Origin of the sequence: Rhabdaerophilum sp. (assembly GCF_046092605.1) — a bacterium.
Classification (GTDB): domain Bacteria; phylum Pseudomonadota; class Alphaproteobacteria; order Rhizobiales; family Beijerinckiaceae; genus Rhabdaerophilum.
In genome coordinates this window covers 1-21013 of the sequence record NZ_JBJTDY010000088.1, presented here as the reverse complement: position 1 = coordinate 21013, position 21013 = coordinate 1, and the positions used below count along the sequence as shown (strand labels likewise).

General features: G+C 64.7%; 16 protein-coding genes and 1 pseudogene. 8 read left to right on the top strand and 9 right to left on the bottom strand.

Annotation, left to right across the window (positions count from 1 at the left end):
* Positions 1 to 83 precede the first annotated feature (83 nt).
* From ACKODO_RS07245 to ACKODO_RS07225, 5 genes are all read right to left on the bottom strand, one after another.
* Positions 84 to 494: a LysR substrate-binding domain-containing protein gene (locus tag ACKODO_RS07245; protein ID WP_408982777.1), complete on the bottom strand. Its 411-nt coding sequence runs from the start codon at positions 492 to 494 to the stop codon at positions 84 to 86.
* 371 nt (positions 495 to 865) lie between these two features.
* Positions 866 to 3040 carry an ATP-binding cassette domain-containing protein gene (locus tag ACKODO_RS07240; protein WP_408982776.1) on the bottom strand — a complete coding sequence of 725 codons (2175 nt, stop codon included), beginning with the start codon at positions 3038 to 3040 and terminating at the stop codon, positions 866 to 868.
* Positions 3037 to 5175 (bottom strand): cysteine peptidase family C39 domain-containing protein, encoded by a 2139-nt coding sequence (locus ACKODO_RS07235; RefSeq protein WP_408982775.1) that lies wholly within the window; start codon positions 5173 to 5175, stop codon positions 3037 to 3039. Before ACKODO_RS07235 ends, ACKODO_RS07240 begins: the two co-directional genes overlap by 4 nt.
* Positions 5172 to 6089: an HlyD family efflux transporter periplasmic adaptor subunit gene (locus tag ACKODO_RS07230; protein WP_408982774.1), complete on the bottom strand. Its 918-nt coding sequence runs from the start codon at positions 6087 to 6089 to the stop codon at positions 5172 to 5174. Before ACKODO_RS07230 ends, ACKODO_RS07235 begins: the two co-directional genes overlap by 4 nt.
* Positions 6035 to 6481 carry a biotin/lipoyl-binding protein gene (locus ACKODO_RS07225; protein ID WP_408982773.1) on the bottom strand — a complete coding sequence of 149 codons (447 nt, stop codon included), beginning with the start codon at positions 6479 to 6481 and terminating at the stop codon, positions 6035 to 6037. The genes ACKODO_RS07230 and ACKODO_RS07225 overlap by 55 nt, the downstream gene beginning before the upstream one ends.
* Positions 6482 to 6752: 271 nt before the next feature.
* Here ACKODO_RS07225 and ACKODO_RS07220 point away from each other — a divergent pair, with 271 nt between their 5' ends.
* The gene (locus ACKODO_RS07220) at positions 6753 to 6923 is read left to right on the top strand and encodes a hypothetical protein (RefSeq protein WP_408982772.1); all 171 of its coding nucleotides are present in this window, start codon (positions 6753 to 6755) and stop codon (positions 6921 to 6923) included.
* Here ACKODO_RS07220 and ACKODO_RS07215 read toward each other — a convergent pair.
* Positions 6863 to 8767 carry a glycosyltransferase gene (locus tag ACKODO_RS07215; RefSeq protein ID WP_408982771.1) on the bottom strand — a complete coding sequence of 635 codons (1905 nt, stop codon included), beginning with the start codon at positions 8765 to 8767 and terminating at the stop codon, positions 6863 to 6865. The two genes, ACKODO_RS07220 and ACKODO_RS07215, sit on opposite strands and share 61 nt — an antisense overlap.
* 370 nt (positions 8768 to 9137) lie before the next feature.
* On the opposite strand from ACKODO_RS07215, the gene nadA reads away from it, so the two are divergent.
* Genes nadA through ACKODO_RS07200 form a run of 3 tightly spaced genes read left to right on the top strand, consistent with a single transcriptional unit; the run spans position 9138 to position 12467 of the window.
* Complete coding sequence (gene nadA, locus ACKODO_RS07210; protein ID WP_408982770.1) at positions 9138 to 10205, top strand: quinolinate synthase NadA; 1068 nt, start codon at positions 9138 to 9140, stop codon at positions 10203 to 10205.
* 4 nt (positions 10206 to 10209) lie between these two features.
* Positions 10210 to 10881: a hypothetical protein gene (locus tag ACKODO_RS07205; RefSeq protein ID WP_408982769.1), complete on the top strand. Its 672-nt coding sequence runs from the start codon at positions 10210 to 10212 to the stop codon at positions 10879 to 10881.
* Positions 10881 to 12467 (top strand): L-aspartate oxidase, encoded by a 1587-nt coding sequence (locus ACKODO_RS07200; protein WP_408982768.1) that lies wholly within the window; start codon positions 10881 to 10883, stop codon positions 12465 to 12467. The genes ACKODO_RS07205 and ACKODO_RS07200 overlap by 1 nt, the downstream gene beginning before the upstream one ends.
* 332 nt (positions 12468 to 12799) lie before the next feature.
* Here the strand turns inward: ACKODO_RS07200 and ACKODO_RS07195 are convergent, their stop codons facing one another.
* Positions 12800 to 13942, bottom strand: a complete 1143-nt coding sequence (locus ACKODO_RS07195; protein ID WP_408982767.1) for a cell wall hydrolase — start codon at positions 13940 to 13942, stop codon at positions 12800 to 12802.
* A gap of 226 nt (positions 13943 to 14168) precedes the next feature.
* Positions 14169 to 16847: a pyruvate, phosphate dikinase gene (ppdK, locus tag ACKODO_RS07190; RefSeq protein ID WP_408982766.1), complete on the bottom strand. Its 2679-nt coding sequence runs from the start codon at positions 16845 to 16847 to the stop codon at positions 14169 to 14171.
* 164 nt (positions 16848 to 17011) lie between these two features.
* Here ppdK and ACKODO_RS07185 point away from each other — a divergent pair, with 164 nt between their 5' ends.
* Together ACKODO_RS07185 and ACKODO_RS07180 are read left to right on the top strand one after the other, a co-directional pair.
* A complete protein-coding gene (locus ACKODO_RS07185; protein ID WP_408982765.1) occupies positions 17012 to 17905 on the top strand; it encodes a transporter substrate-binding domain-containing protein in 894 nt (297 codons plus the stop codon).
* Between the two features lie 98 nt (positions 17906 to 18003).
* Positions 18004 to 19710 carry a lysine--tRNA ligase gene (locus tag ACKODO_RS07180; protein ID WP_408982764.1) on the top strand — a complete coding sequence of 569 codons (1707 nt, stop codon included), beginning with the start codon at positions 18004 to 18006 and terminating at the stop codon, positions 19708 to 19710.
* On the opposite strand, the gene ACKODO_RS07175 is transcribed toward ACKODO_RS07180, so the two are convergent.
* Positions 19700 to 20317: a helix-turn-helix transcriptional regulator gene (locus ACKODO_RS07175; RefSeq protein WP_408982763.1), complete on the bottom strand. Its 618-nt coding sequence runs from the start codon at positions 20315 to 20317 to the stop codon at positions 19700 to 19702. The two genes, ACKODO_RS07180 and ACKODO_RS07175, sit on opposite strands and share 11 nt — an antisense overlap.
* Positions 20318 to 20459: 142 nt before the next feature.
* On the opposite strand from ACKODO_RS07175, the gene ACKODO_RS07170 reads away from it, so the two are divergent.
* Together ACKODO_RS07170 and ACKODO_RS07165 are read left to right on the top strand one after the other, a co-directional pair.
* Positions 20460 to 20807: a DUF952 domain-containing protein gene (locus ACKODO_RS07170; protein WP_408982762.1), complete on the top strand. Its 348-nt coding sequence runs from the start codon at positions 20460 to 20462 to the stop codon at positions 20805 to 20807.
* Between the two features lie 3 nt (positions 20808 to 20810).
* Positions 20811 to 21013, top strand: a pseudogene (locus ACKODO_RS07165) (dihydroorotate dehydrogenase (quinone)); the annotation flags it as partial.

The following is a 21013-nucleotide window of genomic DNA, read 5'->3' as shown; positions in this document are numbered from 1 at the left end:
AAGTCAAGCGTCATGGGCGGTGTTGCGAATTCAATGACTTGACGGGATAGCGCCATGGTGATCCGGCCGCCCTGCCGCCGAAATCACCATTGCCGCTGGGCGGTGAGCCCTGTGAAGGCGATCAGCCGATGGTCGCGCAGCGCTTCGGGGTCATCCGGCGTGTCTGCTGTCGCGAGATCGGCCGGCGCAGGCCCGAGCACGCCGCGGACGGCACTCACCTTGCCAGCGATATCGCCTGGATCGGCGAGAAGGCCGATGCGGATCGCGACATCCACGCCATCTTCCACGAGGTTCATCATCCGGCCGGAGAGCTGAAGCTCGCCGCGCAGCTTGTGGTGAAGGTTCATGAACGCGCAGATCAGCGGCGCGGACACGACGAAACGCCCCATGGGTTCGCCGCGTTCGCTTTCGGCCGTGTGTTCGGCATCGTCGAGATCGGTCAGGATGCGGCGGCTGCGCTCGAGAAAGTTTTTCCTGGCATCTGGCAGGCTCACGGCCCGGCACCATCGGGGTTCCAATCAAGCCTCGCAGCGTTCCGCGTGTCGATGACCGGCGGGTCATGAATGAAGTTTCCAGAGTGATGCGGTCGGGCGCTTTCTGGTCTGACCTGGCGGTGGCGGAGAGGAAAGCATGGGCCAGAAGCCCGCCCAAGGCCAAATGCAAGGGTCCGATCTGCTTCTTGAAACATAACTGCAAGGTGCGCGCTTTCGTCGAGCGCCTCTTCAGCAAGGCTTGCCCCCGGATTTGCTCCGTGAAGCCGGCACCTGCGCCGCAGAGCCATCCGCCATGACAAGCTCGCAGAACATTGCACCGCAGCCCTCAAGCTCTTCGCCTTCCGAGTTTGATTTGCGTTTGCGTTCGCCGATCAGTCGGCATCAGTCGGGAACTGGCCGGATTCCAGCAAATCCGAGAACAGGCCGGGCCGGTTGGCCAGCGCCGCAAAGGTGCCGTGCTGCACAATCGTGCCGCGATCCATCACATAGAGGCGGTCACAGGCCTGCAGGGTCTCGAGCCGATGCGCCACGGCAAGGATGCTGATGCCGAGGGCCCGCAGGGAGCGCGTGATCATGGCCTGCGCGGCCGGATCGAGCGCGCTGGTCGCCTCATCGAGCAGGACGATTTTCGGGCGGCTCGCCAGCGCGCGGGCAAAGAGCAGGCGCTGCACCTGGCCGCCCGAGAACATGGGGTTCGCGTCGCCCACGACCGTGCCGAGGCCAAGCGGCATCGCCTCGACCTCGGCCCGAATGCCAACAAGTGCGAGGCATTCAAGGATTGCCGCGTTGGAAATCGGCTGGCCGAGCGCGATGTTTTCGCGCAGGGTCCCTGGAAAAAGGCTCGCGCCTTGTCCCACGATGCCGATCCGGCGGCGGATGGCCGGCATGTCCAGCGTGCGGATGTCGACCCCGTCGATGAAGACCGCGCCTGTTTCGGGCATTTTCATGCCAAGGATGACATGCAGCAATGTCGACTTGCCCGAACCCGAGGGGCCAGTGATGCCGACATATTCGCCAGGCTTGATCTCCATGCTGGCATTGCTGAGCGCGAGCACGTGGTCGGCCTGATAGCGATAGCTCGCCGCAACGACGCGGATCGCGCCCTTCAGCGCCAGAAGGTGTTCGCCCCGGCTTGAGCGGAGCGGCACGCTGGCGAGCAGGGGCTCGGCGAGTTTCCGTTCCCGCGCGAGCATGAAGGATTGCCCGATTGCGCCGATCCCCGCGTGAACCGCGCCGATGACCACCGTCGTCGCCAGGATGAAGGGAATGCCGGCCTCGCCCGGCAGGGTGGTGGCCGTCAGGATCACTGCGCCGATGGCCAGCGCCAGCAGCAGCGGTTCCAGCGCGGCGGCAAGGCCGGAGGCGATCGCGGCCAGCCGCGAGGAGGCCCGTTGGCGGCGCTGCTGTGTCTCGAAGCCTCCTGTCCAATGGTTGAAGACGGAAGGTTCCGCGCCGCTCGCGCGAACGGTCTCGATGTTCACGAAACCCTCATAGGCGGTCACCTTCCAGTTCGCGGGCGCGCTGCCCGGCGCAGGAACAATCGCCCTCTGCTGCAGAAGCACGATGCTCGCGGAAAGGGTGGTCATCAGCACCGCACCGGAGAAGACTGCCAGCGCCGCAACCGGCGCGCTGGAGGCCATGACCAGCAGGCTCGGCAGGGCCAGGAGCAGGCTCGCCCAAAGGGCAAGCGCCAGCTTCCAGACCGCGCGATGCCAGCCTTCCACGCTGCGGATGGCCAGCGCCATGATCGGTGGTGGAACGGGCAAGCGCTTTTCCGGCGGCAGTCGCACCGCGCGATTCATCGCGGCGGCGTGCAGCATGGAGCCGAGCCTGCCCTCGATGCGCACCTGCGTGAGCCCGGATACAAGCTGCACCGCAGCATGGCAGGCAAGCAGCATCGCGAGCATCAACGCGATCTCGGCGAGCAGCCTCAACTCGCGGCCGGGGATGATCGTGCTGATGATCTGCGCCGCGAGGATCGGCATGAACGCCATCAGCAGGCCGGCGAGAACCATCATGCCGGCATAACCCGCAAGCTCGCTGGTCGCCATCTTCCAGCCGAACAGTGCCAGCGCGGAGCGCGTGACGGGCTTTTCGGGCAGGCACGGCCCCAGCAGGAAGCCGCGATCCTCGAAGCCGTGATCGGCCGTTTTTTCGAGCCAACGTGTCTCGGCCGGCGCAGCGGGATGCACGATGCGCTGGCGCGTGCCCTTTCGCAGCAGAAGCAGCATCTCGCCAGTGTCGCGCCGCGTGACGAGAATCGGCGCGGTGGCATGGGCGAGGGATCTGGCATCGACCGTGACAGGCCGCAGCAGGAGCCCGGCGGCTTCGCCGATGCGGCGCAGGCTCTCTTCCGTTGCTTCACCGGCATGGGGCATGGGCAGGTATCTGGCCTCGATGCCCAGTGCCTGGGCCCCGATGCGCATCAGCCGCTGCATCGGGTGCTCGGCCCGTCGCAAATCCTGGCCGAGAACCCGCTCGATATGCCCGATATTCTCGGCCAACGCCTCGAAGGTGGGTGACATGATGCCCCCGGCGCCGCTCATGCGCACCTCCGGGCCAGGGTGGCGTCCTTGGCCGGCGTTGATTTCGCCTCGCCGCGTATGATGCGCCCGCCGCCTGCGAGCAGCACGAGTTCATCGCAGCGCATGGCGGTTCCCACCCGATGCGTCACGATCAGGACGCTGGCGCCGCTGCGCCGCAATTCGTCGAGGATCCCGGTTTCCGTCGCGAAATCAAGCGCACTTGTCGTTTCATCGAGAATGAGCACGCGGGGCTTGCGGGCCAGTGCGCGGGCCAGGGCCAGGCGTTGCACCTCGCCGCCGCTCAGCCCCGGCGCATGCCCAGAAAGGAGCGTTTCGATGCCGGCGGAACGGCCCGCCACCACATTCTGCAATCCGGCCTGCGCAAACGCCGCCGCGAGGTCCGCCTCGGTCACCATCGCGTCACGCAGGGTCAGGTTTTCCTTGATGCTGGCAGAGAATACGGCTGCCTGCTGCGGCACATAGGCCAATTCCCGGCGCAGTTCGTCCTGCGGCCATTGCTCGAGCGGCACGCCATCGAGCATCACCCGGCCCTCCCGGGGCTCGATCAGGCCAGCCGCGATCCGCGCCAGTGTCGATTTTCCCGCACCCGAGGCGCCCATGATGGCGACGAGGCGTCCGGGTTCGAAATCGAGCGTCACGTCCTGGAAGAGCGGGTTTCCCGGCGCAAATCCGAAGCTGATGGCTTCGAGCCGCAAATGCCCCCGGCAGGGCAAAGGCAGGTTTGCCGCAGGCCGCCTGGCCTCGAAGGCCCGGGCGGAGGGATAGTTCGTGAGGTCGCGCAGGCGCTCAAAAGCACCGGCCGCCTCATGGAGGTGCGGCATCGCGCCGGCCATGCCGGTGAGGGGGGCGTTGAGCAGCCCGGCCAGCACCTGGCAGGCGATCAGCCCGCCAAGGGTGAGCTGGCCCTGCATCACCATCCAGGCGCCGAGGCAGAGCACGATGGCCATCATCAGCATCGCCGAGAATTGCGGCGCAACCGTGCCGATGCTGCGCAGCTGGCCGATTCGCTGCTCATGTTCGAGGGCCTTGTCCTCGATGGCCGCGACACGCTCCACCAGAAGCATTTCACGGCCATGCAGGCGGTAATTGTCCAGCGCGGCGATGCCAGCGGCGAGCGCTCCCGCCGCGACGCCCTCGGCGGCCTGAAGCGCGGCATTCACGACGGAGATGCGCGCCGCGAGCATTCCCATGAGCAGAAAATTGACGAGCGCCACGGTCGCAACGACCGCCGCGATGGTTGGCGCGAAGGCCGCGAGCAATGCGAGATAGCCGAGCAGGGCGATCCCGTCCGGCACGAGCCGCAGCAGCGATCCGGCAACGATCTGACCGATATCCGAGCTGCGGCGCAGGCGGGAGACGATCTCGCCGGCGCTGCGCTGGGCGAAGAAGGAGATCGGCAGGTGCATCGCGCGCCACATGCCGCCGGCCGCGACATGCGTGGCGACCTTCGCCCGCAAGGCAGACGCGATGAGCCCGTTGAGGATCGCGATCATGAACTGCGCCAGACCCGCGACCAGCAGGATTCCCAGAACCGCGACGCCCCAATCGAGGCGTTCCTGCCCGATGACATGATCGGAAAAAACGGCAATCGCACCCGTTATCGCGACGCCCGGCACAATTCCGACAAGGCCGAGTATTGCTGCGCCGAGCACGGCGTCGGGCGCGCGCGCAGCCTCCGCGAGGAGCAGTCGCGCTGTCGATGAGAAACGTCCCCCGCGTCGGAAGGACGGGCCCGGCTGCAGCACGAGCGCGATGCCGGTGAAGCATTGCCCGAATTCGTGCCGGTCCAGCACGCGGCGACCGGAGGCGGGATCGTGAATGACGAAACGGCCCCGGCGGCAGGATTCGAGCACGACGAAATGATCGAAATTCCAGTGTAGGATCAGGGGTAAGGGGAGGTCCTCCAGCGTCTCCGGCTCACGGCGCAGGCCGCGGGCCTCCAGACCATAGCTTTTGGCCGCTGCCACCAGCCTTTCGGCATCCAACCGGTCGCCTGCCGTGGAACAGGCAACGCGGGCAGCTTCCAGGGTGATCGGCCGGCCATGCCGCGCCAGGATCATCGCGAGACAGGCGGCACCGCATTCGGCGGCCTCCATCTGCAGGATCACGGGCAGGCGCGGCGCAAGAAAGGTCATCGTTTGTCGCCCGCCCAACCGGGCGGCTCGCGGAACGCGATGCCGCGCAGGGCCGGCAATGCGAGCGAGATCAGCGAGGCATGCTCGACCGTGATGCGGGCATCGACGGGCGTGCCGCGCGTGAACACTGCGCGGCTTTCACCGCCCAAGGTCCATGAAAGCCCGGAAAGGTTGCGGGGATCGCGCTCGAGCTCGACGATAACCTGGAAGACCGGCCCGTTCCGCGTCACCAGCTCCGCGAGCCGTTCGTTGCCCGAAGCCGCCAGCACGGAATCGCGCGAGGAGGCCGTGCCGGAAACCTGCTTCACGCGAGCCAGAATGCGAACATGCTGGTTTTCATGCAGCGATGCCGGGGCCAAGAGCACCCGATCACCCCTGGAGACCTGCTTTCCGGCCGTCAGCGGCACATAAACCACCGCTTCCAGCATGCGGGCATCATCCATGTGGCTCTCGGCCGACACGATCACCAGCGGCTGGCCCGGCGCGATCGGGGTGCCGATCTGGCCGGGCAGATCCGCGACGAAACCATCGACCGGGGATTTCACCACTCGCCGGGATTCGAGATTACGCTCGGCCGTCTCGAGTTCCAGCCGGGCCTGATCGATCTTCAGCGTGCGTTCGAGCTGCTCGCGCTCGCGGCGGGCCTCCGCTTCCTGCGCGGCGGCATCGAGCGCGCGGCGATCGGCAATCGTGGAATCGAGCTGCGCCTGCGCATCCTGGACGGCGAGGCGGGCCTTGATCATCCGTGTCTCGGTGGAGATGCCTTTGGCCAGCAATTCCGCCTCTGCCCGTTCGCGGTCCCAGAGCCATTCGATCCGTCGCCTCAGATTGGCAATCTGGCTGTCGAGATTCTCGGCCTTCAAGGCCCTGATGCGGCCTTCCGACTCCTGATCGAGCCGGGCGAGCCGAGCCATCGCCTGGTCTTCCCGCGCCAGTGCCTCGGCGGCGCCCCCAACCGCGGGATGGCATTGGCCAGTTCGGGCAAGGAAAGGCGCGCGACCGGCTGGCCTTTCACGACATGTTCGCCCTGCCGGACCAGCAGAGCCTCGATGAGACCGCTCGCCGAAGGGGTGATGCTCGCCTGCGAATGGACCGAATGATCGATGAGCACGCCATTGCCGGTGATCTGGATCGGCACCAGCACATAGGCGCTGGCCGCGACGGCCCCGACCGTCACGAGGGCGAGCGCGACCAGGGTGCTGCGCATCCCGGTACTGGTGACCTGGATCGTGGAGGCGAGCGCGTCGGTCCGCCCGCGCGCCTCGAGCGCTTCCTTGCGGAACATGCCGGTCACAGGCTCATTCACCATTCATGTCCTGCTGAAGATCAAATGTCATTCGCGGCCAGCGAACAGGGCTGCCAAGCGATCGGGAAATGCTGCCTTGTTATGGTAAATATTCTCCTGCCGACGCCGCATTCCGGCCGGGAAATGCAGATTTGCGCAGGCGCCGGGTGACTTTCGGAGCCTCCTCGCACCTTCATTGACGCTGCCGGCCGGGGATGCGAAGATTCCTGTTATCGCCAACCTTTCCTGCCTGCCTCGGAGGCGGGCCGGAATGGTCCTGAAGGAGCCCCGCATGCCGGTTTCCGAACCCTCGGCCAGCACGCCGCGCCTCTCGCGCGCCGATCGAGCGCTGTGGTTCGTGGGTATCGCCGCCGCCCTTGGGCTGGCGGTCGCGCTCTGGTCTCAGGCGGGAAGTGAGGTCTTCTCCGCCATGATGACCGGCCTGCTCGCGCTCTGCTTCTGAGCGTCGCCTGCCTGCAAGCTGCCCAGCCCGCCCGCGCGCTTGATGAGGCCGTGCGGCGTTTTCCGCCACAGGAACGGATGGTGCGCGAGTTCGAACAGCGCACGCCATGCCGCCACGGAAATCAGGATGTAAATCACCGGCGCCAGCAGCAGGGCCGGCGCGAGATGCAGGGATCGTCGGCGGGAAAGCGCAAGGAGTGGCGGCACCGTTTCAAGCAGCAGCGCCGCAGCGAGGCTCACGAGCACCAGCATATCAGACAGGAGGATGAGGCTCGGACCTTCCATGAACGGCGAGCCCATATAGAGCCGCAGGCCGAGGGAGAGCAGGCAGAGCGGCAAGCCCAGCGCGCCCAGCACCACGGAAAGGCCGGTGAGGCTGATGGCCAGCAGACGGAATGGCCCCAACTCGCCCAGAAGGTCGCGGGGCATGCGCGCCTGCACCATCAGGGTCTGCATCCAGCCCTTCATCCAGCGGGTGCGCTGGTTCATCCAGGGGCGCAAGGTCGCCGGCAATTCTTCCCAGGTGGTGGAGGGAAGATCCTCGACCCGGTGCCCGAGCCGGGCGAGCCGGATGCCGAGATCGGCATCTTCCGTGAGGTTCCAGGCATCCCATGCCCCCACGCGCCGCAGGGCTTCGGTGCGAAAATGGTTGGAGGTCCCCCCCAGCGGAACCGGCCAGCCGAGGCGAGCCGCGCCCGCCTTCACGGTGTCGAAAAGGGCCGCGTAATCCACCGCGAAACGGCAGGAGAGCGGGCTGTCATAGGCATTTACCACCGCCAGACGGGCCTGCAGGCAGGTGACGAGCGGATGCGCCACGGCGAAGGCTGCGGCCGCGCGCTTCAACTGGTCCGGGTCTGGCGCGTCCTCGGCATCATAGACGACGAGCAGCTTACCTGTAGCAAAGGGCAGCCCGGCATTGAGCGCCCGCGGCTTGGTGCGGGGTTCGCCCGGCGGCACTTCGAGAATGAGAATGCTGCCCGGAAGATCGGCCCGACGCGCCCGCAGCGCATCACGCGTCTCGGCATCATCTGCCTCGATCAGCAGCAGGATTTCCAGCCGGTCGCGCGGGTAATCGAGCCGATCGAGATGGGTAACGAGCGTGTCGATCATCCCCGCCTCGCGGTAGAGCGGCACGAGGATCGTGTAGGCTGGCAGCTTTGCTTCCGCCAGCGCTGGCGGGAGGGGCAGTGGCTCCCGGCTCGCAAGCGCCGAGATCACGGTTGTCATCGCCCCGCCGATCAGCAAAGGCGCGAGCAGGGTCGGCACCAGGATCGTGAACAGGGCCGGGAAGGCGATCACAAGGCCGATGAGCGCAAGAAAGGACGCCAGCAGCATCGGCACAAATGTTCCGCGCATCCTTGTGCGCATCGCCTCGGGCCTGCGGGCGGAAAAGCGCGGGGGCAAGGTGCTCGCAGCCTTCCGCGCCAGATCCGCGCCGTGAAAGGCGATCAGCGCATCGCAGAGGCCCTGGCGCGTGACGAGGGCCACGCGGCCACTCGGCGCGATCATCCGGCCTTCGGCTAGGGCGCGGATCAATGCGCCATTGGGCGCAAGAACGCGCAGGCCCTCCCGGCTGCCGCCCGCCGCCCGGTAGGAACGCAAGCGCAGGCTTTCATCGAGACTGACCCCGGCACCCACCGGTGGGGGCTCCTCGAGGAAGGCGAGATCAAGCCGCGCGGCAACCTCGCGCAGCAGCGTTTCCTCGTGAATCCAGCCCTCGCAAAGGCCGAGATCGATGACATCCGAGCCCATCTCCCCGGCACGGGTAACCTCATCCAGGAGCCGCTCGCGCGTGAGGCCGCAAGCCAGAAGCGCTTCCGAAAGGCGAAAAGCGGGGTGGCGCATATGCGACGCCGCGCTCCGGAAGCGAACTTCTCCCGGGGCCTTTCGGCCGAGGCGGACGAACTCATTCATAGGGAAGCGGCCATCGCAAATGAAACCACAGGAAAGGCCGAGCCGCGGGGCGATGTCAACAACGAAGCCGCAACAAAGCTGGTTCCCCCGCCGGAAGCCGGAGAGGCTTGCGAAAACCTGACGCCCTGCCTTCGGCGGCAGCTTCATTTTTCGGACTGGATTTTTCGCCGGAAAAGCGATATGAGTTATACTCACTGTGAGTATAAACGGGCCTTGGTTTTGCTCATGACGATCTTTTGGAGGGCTCGTCACGGGTTCAAAAGGGTCGCATGGACGTCCGAGCCCAGAAAGGACCACGAGGATGAGCAGCGTTCAGCTTCCGCAAAGCGCTCCGGCTTCGAGCCGCAACGCGGATCGGGAGGTTCTCCCGCGCCCAGACCTCACCTATACCCCGGAGGTCGCGGCCGAGACCGCGCATCTCTACGAGCGCGTGAAGCATATCGTGCCGAGCGTCGAATGGCCGTTCCACGCGCCCTATGTCGCCGCGATCAACCGCATCAAGAAGCAGCGCAACGCGGTGATCCTCGCGCATAATTACCAGACGCCCGAAATCTACAACTGCGTGGCCGATGTGGTGGGCGACAGCCTGCAACTCGCCAAGATGGCCGCGAAGCTCGATGCCAGGATCATCGTGCAGGGCGGTGTGCATTTCATGGCCGAGACCTCGAAGCTGCTCAGCCCCGAGAAGATGGTGCTCATCCCCGATCTCAAGGCCGGCTGCTCGCTCGCCTCCTCGATCACGGGCGCGGATGTCCGTCGCCTGCGAGAGGCCTATCCCGGCGTGCCGATGGTGGCCTACGTGAACACATCCGCCGAGGTGAAGGCCGAGGTCGATATCTGCTGCACGTCCGCCAATGCGGTTCAGGTGGTGGAGAGCCTCGGGACGAACCGCGTGCTCTTCGTGCCCGACCAGTATCTTGCGAAATACGTGCAATCGAAGACGAGTGTGAAGATCATCGCCTGGCATGGCGCCTGCGAGGTCCATGAGCGCTTCACCGGCGAGGAACTGCGCCGCTATCGCGAGGCAGACCCCACCATCCGCATCATCGCGCACCCGGAATGCCCGCCCGATGTGATCGCGGAGGCTGATTTCACCGGTTCGACCGCCGGCATGATCGACTATGCCAAGGCCCAGCATGGCGGGAAGGTGCTGCTCGTCACCGAATGCTCGATGGCGGACAATGTCGCGGCCTCGGCGAGGGATGTCGAATTCGTGCGGCCCTGCAACCTCTGCCCGCACATGAAGCGCATCACCCTGCCGAAAATCCTCGACAGCCTGCTCACCCTCGAGCATCAGGTTGAAATTCCCGAGGAACTGGCCATCCGCGCCCGCCGCTCCGTGGAGCGGATGGTGAATCTCACGCAGTAACGCTATGGCTCGACTGCCTGCCCCAACAAAGAACGCAGCTGAAAACGGCAGCGCAGCTGCGTCCATTGTTGGTGCGGTAGTCGACACGTTTTTGCCAAAATGGGCACCGATCGGCACCGTCACTTCGGAGTTGTTAAAGAACAAAATTCAGAAACAAACTCGCGAATCGCAAGAATTAATATTAGAACAACTGCGAGAAGGAGACTTTTCTACGCTCAGTGATGACGCGCGAGATGAATTAATTCCAATCGCTTTTAAAATGATGCAGGCTTCTATTGAGGGTATGTCGAAAGCTAAGTTGTCTCTTCTGGCTAAACTCATTGGTGGCGCAATTGGTGATTCTAACGCAGCTGGGATTTTTGATAGCGTATCTGAACGTTTGCGCCGAATTTCGAACTTGGATATCGAATATATATCAATTGTTTATCAGATTCATAAGGAAGATAAGACAATAAAACACAGCATAGATGGCCAAAAAGTGGAATATATTTTTGGCAGGCTGATTTTTAAAGAAACAAAACGACCTTATGTTGAAGTACTTCAAGCATTAAAAAATTTGAATTCTGTTGGATTTATTATTCAAAAGCCCGAAGTGACGGTTGATATGACTGAAATAGGCTACTATCTTGGACGAGATTTCTTTTCTCTGTGTAATTTTGCATTGAGCGATCAATAATGCCCTCCATCCTCATCATCGGCGGCGGCCTTGCGGGGCTTTTCACGGCGCTGAAGCTCGCGCCCTTGCCCTGCACGGTGCTCACCCCGGTTGCGCTGGGCGAGGGCGCTTCCTCCGCCTGGGCGCAGGGCGGCATCGCGGCCGCTATCGGCGAGGGCGATTCCATCGAAAGCCATGTGCAGGATACGCTGGTGGCCGGCGCGGGCCTTTGCGACGAGGCGATGGTGCGGCTGATGGTCTCCGAAGCTTCCGATCGCATCCTTGATCTTCTCGAATTCGGCGTGCCCTTCGATCGCGATCTCGAGGGCAAGCTGGTGCAGAGCCGCGAGGCGGCGCATTCCCACCATCGCGTGGTGCGCGTCCGCGGCGACATGGCCGGCCGGAAGATCATGGAGGCGCTGATCGCCGCCCTGCGCCATACGCCCTCGATCCGCGTGATCGAAGGCGCGGAGGCGCTTCGATTATTGGTCGAGCATGGGCGCATCGCCGGCGCCATCGCGCAAGAAGGCAATCGAGTCCTGCGGTTCGAAGCCAGCCATGTCGTGCTCGCCACGGGTGGCGCGGGGCAGCTCTTCGCGGTGACGACCAATCCGAAGGAGGCCTGGGGCTCGGGTCTGGCGATGGCTTTCCGGGCGGGTGCCACCATCGTGAACCCGGAATTCGTCCAGTTCCATCCCACTGCGCTCGATATCGGTCGCGATCCCGCCCCGCTCGCGACGGAAGCCCTGCGCGGCGAGGGCGCGAAGCTGGTGGACAAGCATGGCGAGCGTTTCATGCTGAAGCTTCACCGGGATGCCGAGCTGGCCCCGCGCGATGTGGTGGCGCGCGGCGTTTTCGCCTCGATTCAGGCCGGAAACGGCGCGTTTCTCGATTGTCGCGAGGCGATCGGCACGAAGTTTCCGGAAATGTTCCCGACGGTGCATGCGGCTTGTGTCGCGGCGGGCATCGATCCTGTGACGCGTGTCATCCCCATCGCGCCCGCCGCGCATTATCACATGGGCGGCGTGGCGGTGGATGCCGATGGCGCGGCCATCGGCGTGCCGGGCCTCCACGCGGTGGGTGAGGTCGCCCATACCGGCGTGCATGGCGCGAACCGCCTCGCCTCCAACTCCCTTCTGGAGGCGGTGGTATTCGGGGCGCGGGTTGCTCATGCGATTGCAGGGCAGGCACAGAACCCGACCGACGCGGTTATGCGGGATGCGGGGTCCGCGCCGGGCGACAACGACGCGGATGCCAAGGAAATCCTTGAACTGCGACGGTTCATGCAGGAAAATCTGGGCGTGATCCGCAGCGGCGCGGCGCCGGGCTGGAAGGCAGATGTGCGAAAGAAAATCTCGGGCCGCGTGATGCGGGAGGGCCTGCGCGGCAAGCTCGGGGATATGTCTCTGGTCGCCCATCTGATGATGACGGCCGCGTTGAACCGCGAGGAAAGCCGCGGCGGGCATTTCAGGGCTGACCATCCTGCGCCCGCCCCCGTTCCACAATGGACCTTCATGCGCAATACCGGCATCGACTTGCCCGATATTCCATCTCTGGGCACGCCGGGGCTGCAATTCTGGCTGGGCCCCATTCCCGCCGGCTCATAAGGATGTTCGCGGTCTCTTTTCAGCGAGCCCTTCGCACTGGCCGAGGCCTTATCAGCAAGGGTGATGCCAGTGAGGGTTGATGCCAGTGAGGGGCAAAAGCACCGAAGGGGGCGGGACGCCGCTTTGTCTCGTCTTCCGCGCGATGGATCAGGCGCTGTTCGGGGCGTGAATTCAACAGGCAAAAACGATGAGCCCGAAGCGAATGGGCGGGGAGGGCGAAGCATGCCCCTGCGAAGGCAGAGGCGGGCACCGGTTCGCGTCAAGAAAATGCGATCAAACAAAGAAATCCCGCATCCGATCTCATTCGATCAGATCGGAAAATTCTCCCGATCTCAGGTCTGGCCCGGCCGGAGCCGGTAAAAAATATGCCGGCCGATGCGATCCGTCCGCTTCAGCCTGCGCGACCACCAGGGCGCAACGTAATCTGCGTGATAATGCGTGGAAGCGCCGACGGCCGGCAGGTAGATCTGGCCCTCCAGCACCTCCTGGGCCACGCGCGTCGCCACCGCCCAGGCATCCGGTTCGCGAATGACCAGCGCCTTGCCCTCGCAGGCGAAGGTGAACTGGCAGGCCTTGTAGCGATGGCGGTTCTGGTAGACGACACCGCAGATCGAGGTGGGATAGAGCCCGCTTTTCGCGCGGTTGATCACCACCTGAGCGACCGCCGCCTGCCCGGTTTCAGGCTCGGAGCGCGCTTCGAAATAGACCGCCTCCGCCAGGCATTTCATCTCCCGCCGGCGCGTTTCAGGGTCGGACAGATCGAGATCGGGAAGCGACAGGCCGACGGTCGGGATGTGCAGCAGCGCTTGTGTCACCGGCTGGATCGACGGGATGCGCAGGGTCGAGACCATGATGATCTCGGGCTCCACCGGCGCCGGCGTCACGGAAGCGAGCGCCGTCGCTCGGCTCACGGCCGGTGTCGCGCCATCCGGGCGCGAAAGGGTCAAAGCCGCGCGGCTGGGGCCGGAAGGCGTGGGGCCAGCATGGCCCAAAGCCGGCGTGCGCCCGCCGAATGTCGAGAGATGCGCCGCCAGCAGCCGGCCCGCGCGATGCAGGTTGAGGGCTGGATCAAGCCTCTGGCCCGGCAGAAGCACGCGGTTCTCGAGGAAGAGCAGCGGCTGGCCCGGCAGGGTCGGCACCCGGTTTGCGCGCGCGAGATCCACCCGCCGGATATGCGCGGACAGGCCGATTAACGCGCTTTCCGGCTCGTGGTATCGGGCCATCCACTCCTCGCTGTGCATCATCAGCGGCGACAGGCGCGGCGGGGTGAGGGTGAGCCGCGAGGGCTCGATCATCGTGGTGCGGCGGAACTCGATATCCGGCACATGCAGGTTCAGGCCCGCGGTCGCGGTCGTCGAGACGAGCACCGCCCCGGCAAGGCCCCAGGTCGCGACCACGGAGGCGCAGAGGCGCATCGTCCGGCGTCGCCGCTTGTAGCGCTGCCGCTCCTCGACGATGCTCCGGGCAAAACCCATGACGCGACCCCGATCCCCTTCCGGATCAGGACAGAAAACATCGGTTACGGTTCAGGAAACCTTAGAAAGCAAGGTTAACTGCCTGCATTTTAACCAAACAAGCGAGCGTTTCGGAACGGCACGGCCATCTCTGACAGGTGATGAGCGGTCTCTTTGTTCGCATCTTCTTCCCGCGAACGGGTGAACACCCCCGCCTTCGCAGGGGCATGCGTCGCTTGAAGAAGTTTCAGCCTTCAGCCTTCGTCACCTTGCCGAGGGCGGCCTGCGCCGCCGCGAGGCGAGCGATGGGCACTCGGAAGGGCGAGCAGGAGACATAATCGAGGCCGATGCTTTCGCAGAAGGCGATGGAAGCCGGATCGCCGCCATGTTCCCCGCAGAGGCCGAGCTTGAGGCCGGCGCGCGTCGCCTTGCCGCGCGCAACCGCGATCTTCACGAGTTCGCCCACGCCTTCCTGATCGAGCGTCACGAAGGGGTCTTCGGCGAGGATGCCGCGCGCCTTGTAGGAGCCGAGGAAGTTGCCGGCATCATCGCGGGAGATGCCAAGCGTCGTCTGCGTGAGATCGTTGGTGCCGAAGGAGAAGAACTCCGCCGCGCCTGCGATCTCGCCGGCGCGCAGGGCCGCGCGGGGCAATTCGATCATCGTGCCCACCTGATAGGGCACGGTGACGCCGGTTTCCTTCGCCACCGCCAGCGCCATCGCATCAATGCGCGCCTTGACAAGGTCGAGTTCCGGCTTGGTCATCACCAGCGGAACCATTACCTCCGGCGTCACCATCGCGCCGGTGCGCCTTTCCACCTCGATGGCCGCCTCGAAGATCGCGCGGGCCTGCATCTCGGCGATTTCCGGATAGGCGACCGCGAGACGGCAGCCACGGAAGCCGAGCATGGGGTTCGATTCCCGAAGTTCCAGCGCGCGGATGCGCAGCTTCTCGGCCGAAGCGCCCATGGCTTCCGCCACTTCCTGGATCTCGCGCGGCTCGTGCGGCAGGAATTCGTGCAAAGGCGGATCGAGCAGGCGGATCGTGACGGGCAGGCCCTTCATGATCTCGAAGAGCTTGACGAAATCCGAGCGCTGCATCGGCAGAAGCTTTGCCAATGCGACGCGGCGGCCCTTCTCGTCATCCGCGAGGATCATCTCGCGCATGGCGATGATGCGTTCGCCTTCGAAGAACATGTGCTCCGTGCGGCAGAGGCCGATGCCTTCCGCGCCGAACTTCACGGCCGTGCGGGCATCAAGCGGCGTTTCCGCGTTGGTGCGGATCTTGAGGCGGCGGGCCTTGTCGGCCCATTCCATGAGGGCCGCGAACTCGCCGGAAAGCTCCGGCTGGAGCATCGCGACCTCGCCGACGAGCACCTGTCCGTTGCCGCCATCGATCGTGATGAAATCACCGCGCTTCAGCACCTTGCCGGCGCAGGTCATCGTGCCGGTCGCCATGTCGATGCGGATCGAGCCCGCGCCGGAGACGCAGGGCTTGCCCATGCCGCGCGCCACGACCGCCGCGTGGGAGGTCATGCCGCCGCGCGTGGTGAGAATGCCTTCCGCGGCGTGCATGCCGTGGATATCCTCCGGCGAGGTTTCCACGCGCACGAGAATGCACTTGCGCTTGGCCTTCCTGGCTTCCTCCGCTTCCTCGGAGGTAAACACGATCTCGCCCGTGGCCGCACCCGGCGAGGCGGGCAGGCCGGTCGAGAATTGCAGGCGGGTCGCCTTCGGGTCGATGGTCGGGTGCAGGAGTTGGTCGAGAGAGGCCGGATCGACGCGCTTCACGGCCTCCTCCTGCGAAATCAGCCCCTCATTGGCGAGATCGACCGCGATGCGGAGCGCGGCCCTGGCGGTGCGCTTGCCGTTGCGGGTCTGGAGCATCCAGAGCTTGCCCTGCTGAACCGTGAATTCCAGATCCTGCATGTCGCGATAATGGTTCTCGAGCAGGCCATAGATGCGCACGAGTTCCCGGTAAGCCTCTGGCATGGCGGCTTCGAGCGAGGGTTTGGTCGAGCCCGCCGCGATGCGGGCGGCTTCGGTGATGTCCTGCGGCGTGCGGATGCCCGCCACCACATCCTCGCCCTGCGCGTTGATGAGGAACTCGCCATAGAGTTCCTTCGTGCCTGTCGAGGGGTTGCGGGTGAAGGCCACGCCCGTGGCCGAGGTGTCGCCCATATTGCCGAACACCATGGCCTGCACGTTCACGGCGGTGCCCCAGCTTTCCGGAATGGAATGCAGTTCGCGATACTTGATCGCGCGGGCATTCATCCAGGAGCCGAACACCGCGCCGATCGCGCCCCAGAGCTGCTCGTGGGGGTCCTGCGGGAAGGGCTTGCCGAGGTTTTCCGCAACGCAATGCTTGAAGGAGACGATGATCGCCTTCCAGTCCTCGGCGGTCATCTCGGTGTCGAGCGTGTAGCCTTTGTGATCCTTGTACTCCTCGAGAATGTCCTCGAAATCATGGTGCTCCAGCTCCAGGACCACGTTGGAATACATGGTGATGAAGCGGCGGTAGCTGTCATAGGCGAAGCGCGGGTTGTTCGAGAGCCTCGCGACCGCTTCCACGGTCTCGTCGTTCAGCCCGAGGTTCAGCACGGTGTCCATCATGCCGGGCATCGAGGCGCGGGCCCCGGAGCGGACCGAGACCAGCAGGGGGTTCTCCCGGTCGCCGAAGCTGCGGCCCGCGAGCTTGCCGACATGCTTCAGAGCGGCATCGACCTGTTGGGCGAGATCGAGCGGGTATTTCCGGTCATGGGCATAGAACCAGGTGCAGACCTCTGTGGGAATGGTGAAACCCGGTGGAACCGGCAGCCCGAGGCTGCACATTTCGGCCAAATTCGCACCCTTGCCGCCCAGAAGGTTGCGCAAGGAGGCGTTGCCTTCCGCCTGGCCATCACCAAACGTGTAAACCCACTTCGTCATCCCCGTGCCACTCCCTTGGTCACAGAACACGGCCTGACCTTCGCAGTTGCGAAAGGTCCTTCGTCGCTTTGTCCCAAATGTCTCCGGAAGGCAACCGTTGCGATTGCCTTGTGCCATCCGCAAATGGCATGACCGACATGAACAAGAGCCGAGCAGGAAACCAAATGCATCGCCTCGTCTCCCGGTTCCCGACGCATTTCCGAAGGCCTGGCCGATGCGCGCTGGCGCTGCTGGGCCTGCTCGCCTGCCTTCTGCCCGGCACGGCGCCGCGGGCTTTCGCCCAGCAGGGCAACCCGATCCGCATCCCGGTTTTCGTCGATCCCGAGCGGCGCATCGAACGTCGTGCCGGGCCGCGCATCGCCAGTATCCGTTTTCTCACGGAAGACGATTATCCACCCTTCAACTTTGCCGCGGCCGACGGCCAGTTGCAGGGTTTCAACATCGATCTCGCGCGCGCAATCTGCGCGGAGATCGAGGCGCAATGCACCATCCAGCCTCGCCGTTGGGAACTCCTCCTGCCGGCGCTCGACATCAACGAGGGCGATGCCGTCATTGCCTCGCATCGCATTGACGGGGACCTGCGCCGTCGTTTCGAGGTGTCCCAGCCGGTCTATCGTGTGCCAGCGCGCTTTGCCGGCCACAAGGATGGTGCGATCCGATCCACCGATGCGCAGGCCCTGCAGGGCAGATCCATCGCGGTGGTCGGCGGCTCGCGGCACGAGGCCTACCTCAACGCGCTGTTCCCGGCCGTAAGGATCGAGCGCTTCGCAAGCGCGGAGGGGGCCTTGGAGGCCATGCGCCGCAGGCGGGTGGACCTTGCCTTCGGGGATGCGATTGCCATCGCGTTCTGGCTCAATGGTTCGGAATCGCTCGATTGCTGCACGTTCATCGGCGGGGCCTATGCCGATAGCCGCTTTTTCGGCGAGGGTGCAGGCATCGTGATGCGCAAGGGCAACATTCCGCTCCGGCAGGCGATCGACGATGCGCTGACCCGGATGAGCCGCGATGGCCGCTTCGCGCGGCTCTATCTCAAGCACTTCCCGGTGCCGTTCTATTGATCCGACGCGTGTTGCGCGGTTGACGGTTCGGTGCGCCGGCCGTAACGAACCGGCTCCCTTCTCCGGGAAAAACCTTCTTCGGAAACAAAACCGCCTCCATGACCGATCTTTCCCGTTTTCGCGACGCTGCCCAGACTTCCGCCGCCTGGCCTTTCGAAGAGGCCCGCAAGCTGGTCGCGCGCATCCGGAAATCGGGCAAGAGGCAGGTGCTGTTCGAAACGGGTTATGGCCCCTCGGGCCTGCCGCATATCGGCACCTTCGGCGAGGTGGCGCGCACCACGATGGTGCGCCGCGCCTTCGAGGCGCTGACCGGCGGGGAAATTCCGACCCGGCTCATCTGCTTCTCGGATGACATGGATGGCATGAGGAAAATTCCGGACAATGTGCCGGATCGCGCCTTTCTCGAGCCGCATCTGCAGAAGCCGCTGACCTCCGTTCCGAACCCCTTCGGCGGCGATTACGAGAGCTTCGGGCATCACAACAACGCGATGCTCCGCCGCTTTCTCGATACTTTCGGCTTCGAATACGAGTTCATGAGCGCGACCGAGTGCTATCGCAACGGCACCTTCGACACGGTGCTCCTGCGTGCGGCCGAGCGCTACCAGGCGATCATGGACGTCATGCTGCCCACGCTTGGTCCGGAGCGGCAGGCGACCTATTCGCCCTTCCTGCCGATCTCGCCGAAATCCGGCCGCGTGCTCTATGTGCCGATGAAGCATGTCGATGCGAAGGCGGGCACGGTCACCTTCCTCGACGAGGACGGCGCGGAGACGACTTTGCCCGTTACCGGCGGGCATGTGAAGCTGCAATGGAAGCCGGATTTCGGCATGCGCTGGGCGGCGCTCGATGTCGATTTCGAGATGTTCGGCAAGGATCACCAGACCAATGCCGGCATCTATGATCGCATCTGCGCGATCCTCGGCGGCATCCCGCCGGAGCATTATGTCTACGAGCTCTTCCTCGACGATCAGGGCCAGAAGATCTCGAAATCGAAGGGCAATGGCCTGACGATCGACGAATGGCTCACCTATGCCTCGCCCGAGAGCCTCGCGCTCACCATGTTTCACAAGCCACGCGAGGCGAAAAGGCTCTATTTCGATGTCATCCCCCGCGCGGTGGATGAATATCTCCAGTTCCTCGATGCTTTTCCCCGGCAAGACCAGAAGAACCAGCTCGGCAATCCGGTCTGGCACATTCATGGCGGCAATCCGCCGCCGCCGGAGCGTCTGGGCAAGGAGGGCGAGAACACGCCGTCCGAGAAGGTTTCTTTCTCGCTGCTTATGAATCTCGTGGCGGTCGCCAATGCCGAGGAGAAGGGCGTTCTCTGGGGGTTCCTCAAGCGCTATGCCCCCTCGGCCTCGCCCGAGAGCCATCCGCGTCTTGATGCGCTGGTCGGCTACGCGATCCGCTATTTCGAGGATTTCGTGAAGCCGAAAAAGGCCTATCGCCTGCCCGATGCAGTGGAGAAAGCGGCCTTCGCCGCGTTGGCGGACAAGCTTGCGGGGATGCCTGCGGATGCAACGGCGGAGGCTATCCAGGAAGCGGCCTATGATGTCGCGCGCGCCGTGCCGCGCTATCAGGATTTCGCGGCCAAGGGCGCCACGCCCGAGCGCCCCGGCGTGTCGAATGCGTGGTTCGCGGCGATCTACAACGTGCTTCTCGGCGAGGAACGGGGACCGCGTTTCGGCTCCTTCGCGGTGATCTACGGCATCGAGAACACGGTTGCGCTTATCCGCAAGGCGATTGCCGGCGAACTCGTTGCGGCGCACGAGGCCTTCCGAAGCGCGCGCCGGGTTACTGGCTGAGCCAGAGGATGCGGGCGAGCAGGCGGATATCCTTCGTCTTGTGCGCAGGCAGTTCCTCTCCCGAAAGACCGCGCAGGCGCACCTGCATGGCCGTTTCGAGCCCGAGTTCGCCAATCATCAGGCTGCCATCCGTCGCAAGGAGCAGCACGCGATCGCCTCGGCGCCTCGGCGCGCTGGGCGAGGCGATGATCATGTCGCCCTGCTTGTAGGCCGGTGCGAAGCGGTCGCAGGCCAGGCCGATCGCGAAAGAATACCCCCGCAGGCCCTGGAGCGGCTCGATCCGGTCCCAGCCGGCACCCTGCGGCCGCCCCTCGTCGTCGAAGGCATCGGCCGTGAGGTGATCCGCGAACTGGAAGGGCAGGTGCGATGGCCCCGGTTCGCTGGTGATGATCGCCAGGAACTCGTCCACGCCGACGCCCGTGGCCGCGAGGATCTTCGCGATGGATTCGGTCGATGGCCAACGCGGATGACCATCCGCGCCCTGCCGCTTCGAGCGATTGAAGGTGGTCGCATCAAGGCCCGCCCGCTTGGCCAGTGCCGAGGGCGTGAGGCCATGTCGCTGCGCGAGCGTGTCGATGGCCGTCCAGATCTGCGAATGGGTCAACATGCCGCAACATCCTGCACGAAACCTGCGGCCGTCGCGAGGGGTATGCCGTGAAAAGCTGAGCTTCCGGCCGGAAAATTGCGCTTTCCAGCACCCCTGCAACCGCCTAAATCTCGCCGCGCCCGCCCAAGCCGGAGTCTGCCGCATGGCGCTTCTCTACAAGATCCTGTCTCGCTCCGAATGGGAGACCTTTCGGCGGGACAAGCGATTCGCCGGCTCCGCAATCGACCGGCAAGATGGCTTCATCCATTTCTCCTATGCCCATCAGCTCCTCGAAACCGCCCGCAAGCATTTCGCCGGGCAAAGCGATCTTGTGCTGCTGGCGGTCGAGGGGGCCGAACTGGGTGATGCCCTGCGCGATGAGCCATCCCGTGGCGGAGACCTCTTTCCGCATCTTCATGCCGAACTCGCGCTTCCTGCCGTGCGCTGGATGAAGCCCATCGGGCAGGATGCGGAAGGCTTTCCCGTTCTTCCCGCCTTCGAGGAGGCCTGATCCATGTTCGCCCGAGCCTTTCCGCTGCTGCGCCCGCTGATCGGCGCGATCGATGCCGAGCAGGCGCATGATCTCTCCGTGCGGGCGCTGGAAATGCTGCCGCTCCCGGCCTGCGGGCCGGATGATCCCCGCCTTGCCGTGGAAGCCTTCGGGCTCAAGTTCCCCAATCCCGTGGGCATGGCTGCGGGTTTCGACAAGGATGCCCG

Excerpts from the sequence above, each read along its gene's own strand:
- ppdK (WP_408982766.1), bottom strand. The coding sequence starts at position 16,847 with ATGACGAAGTGGGTTTACACGTTTGGTGATGGCCAGGCGGAAGGCAAC.
- ACKODO_RS07215 (WP_408982771.1), bottom strand. The coding sequence starts at position 8,767 with ATGCGCCACCCCGCTTTTCGCCTTTCGGAAGCGCTTCTGGCTTGCGGC.
- ACKODO_RS07175 (WP_408982763.1), bottom strand. The coding sequence starts at position 20,317 with ATGTTGACCCATTCGCAGATCTGGACGGCCATCGACACGCTCGCGCAG.
- ACKODO_RS07205 (WP_408982769.1), top strand. The coding sequence starts at position 10,210 with ATGGCTCGACTGCCTGCCCCAACAAAGAACGCAGCTGAAAACGGCAGC.
- ACKODO_RS07200 (WP_408982768.1), top strand. The coding sequence starts at position 10,881 with ATGCCCTCCATCCTCATCATCGGCGGCGGCCTTGCGGGGCTTTTCACG.
- ACKODO_RS07185 (WP_408982765.1), top strand. The coding sequence starts at position 17,012 with ATGCATCGCCTCGTCTCCCGGTTCCCGACGCATTTCCGAAGGCCTGGC.
- ACKODO_RS07170 (WP_408982762.1), top strand. The coding sequence starts at position 20,460 with ATGGCGCTTCTCTACAAGATCCTGTCTCGCTCCGAATGGGAGACCTTT.
- ACKODO_RS07240 (WP_408982776.1), bottom strand. The coding sequence starts at position 3,040 with ATGAGCGGCGCCGGGGGCATCATGTCACCCACCTTCGAGGCGTTGGCC.
- ACKODO_RS07180 (WP_408982764.1), top strand. The coding sequence starts at position 18,004 with ATGACCGATCTTTCCCGTTTTCGCGACGCTGCCCAGACTTCCGCCGCC.
- ACKODO_RS07220 (WP_408982772.1), top strand. The coding sequence starts at position 6,753 with ATGCCGGTTTCCGAACCCTCGGCCAGCACGCCGCGCCTCTCGCGCGCC.
- nadA (WP_408982770.1), top strand. The coding sequence starts at position 9,138 with ATGAGCAGCGTTCAGCTTCCGCAAAGCGCTCCGGCTTCGAGCCGCAAC.
- ACKODO_RS07230 (WP_408982774.1), bottom strand. The coding sequence starts at position 6,089 with ATGGCTCGGCTCGCCCGGCTCGATCAGGAGTCGGAAGGCCGCATCAGG.
- ACKODO_RS07195 (WP_408982767.1), bottom strand. The coding sequence starts at position 13,942 with ATGGGTTTTGCCCGGAGCATCGTCGAGGAGCGGCAGCGCTACAAGCGG.
- ACKODO_RS07235 (WP_408982775.1), bottom strand. The coding sequence starts at position 5,175 with ATGACCTTTCTTGCGCCGCGCCTGCCCGTGATCCTGCAGATGGAGGCC.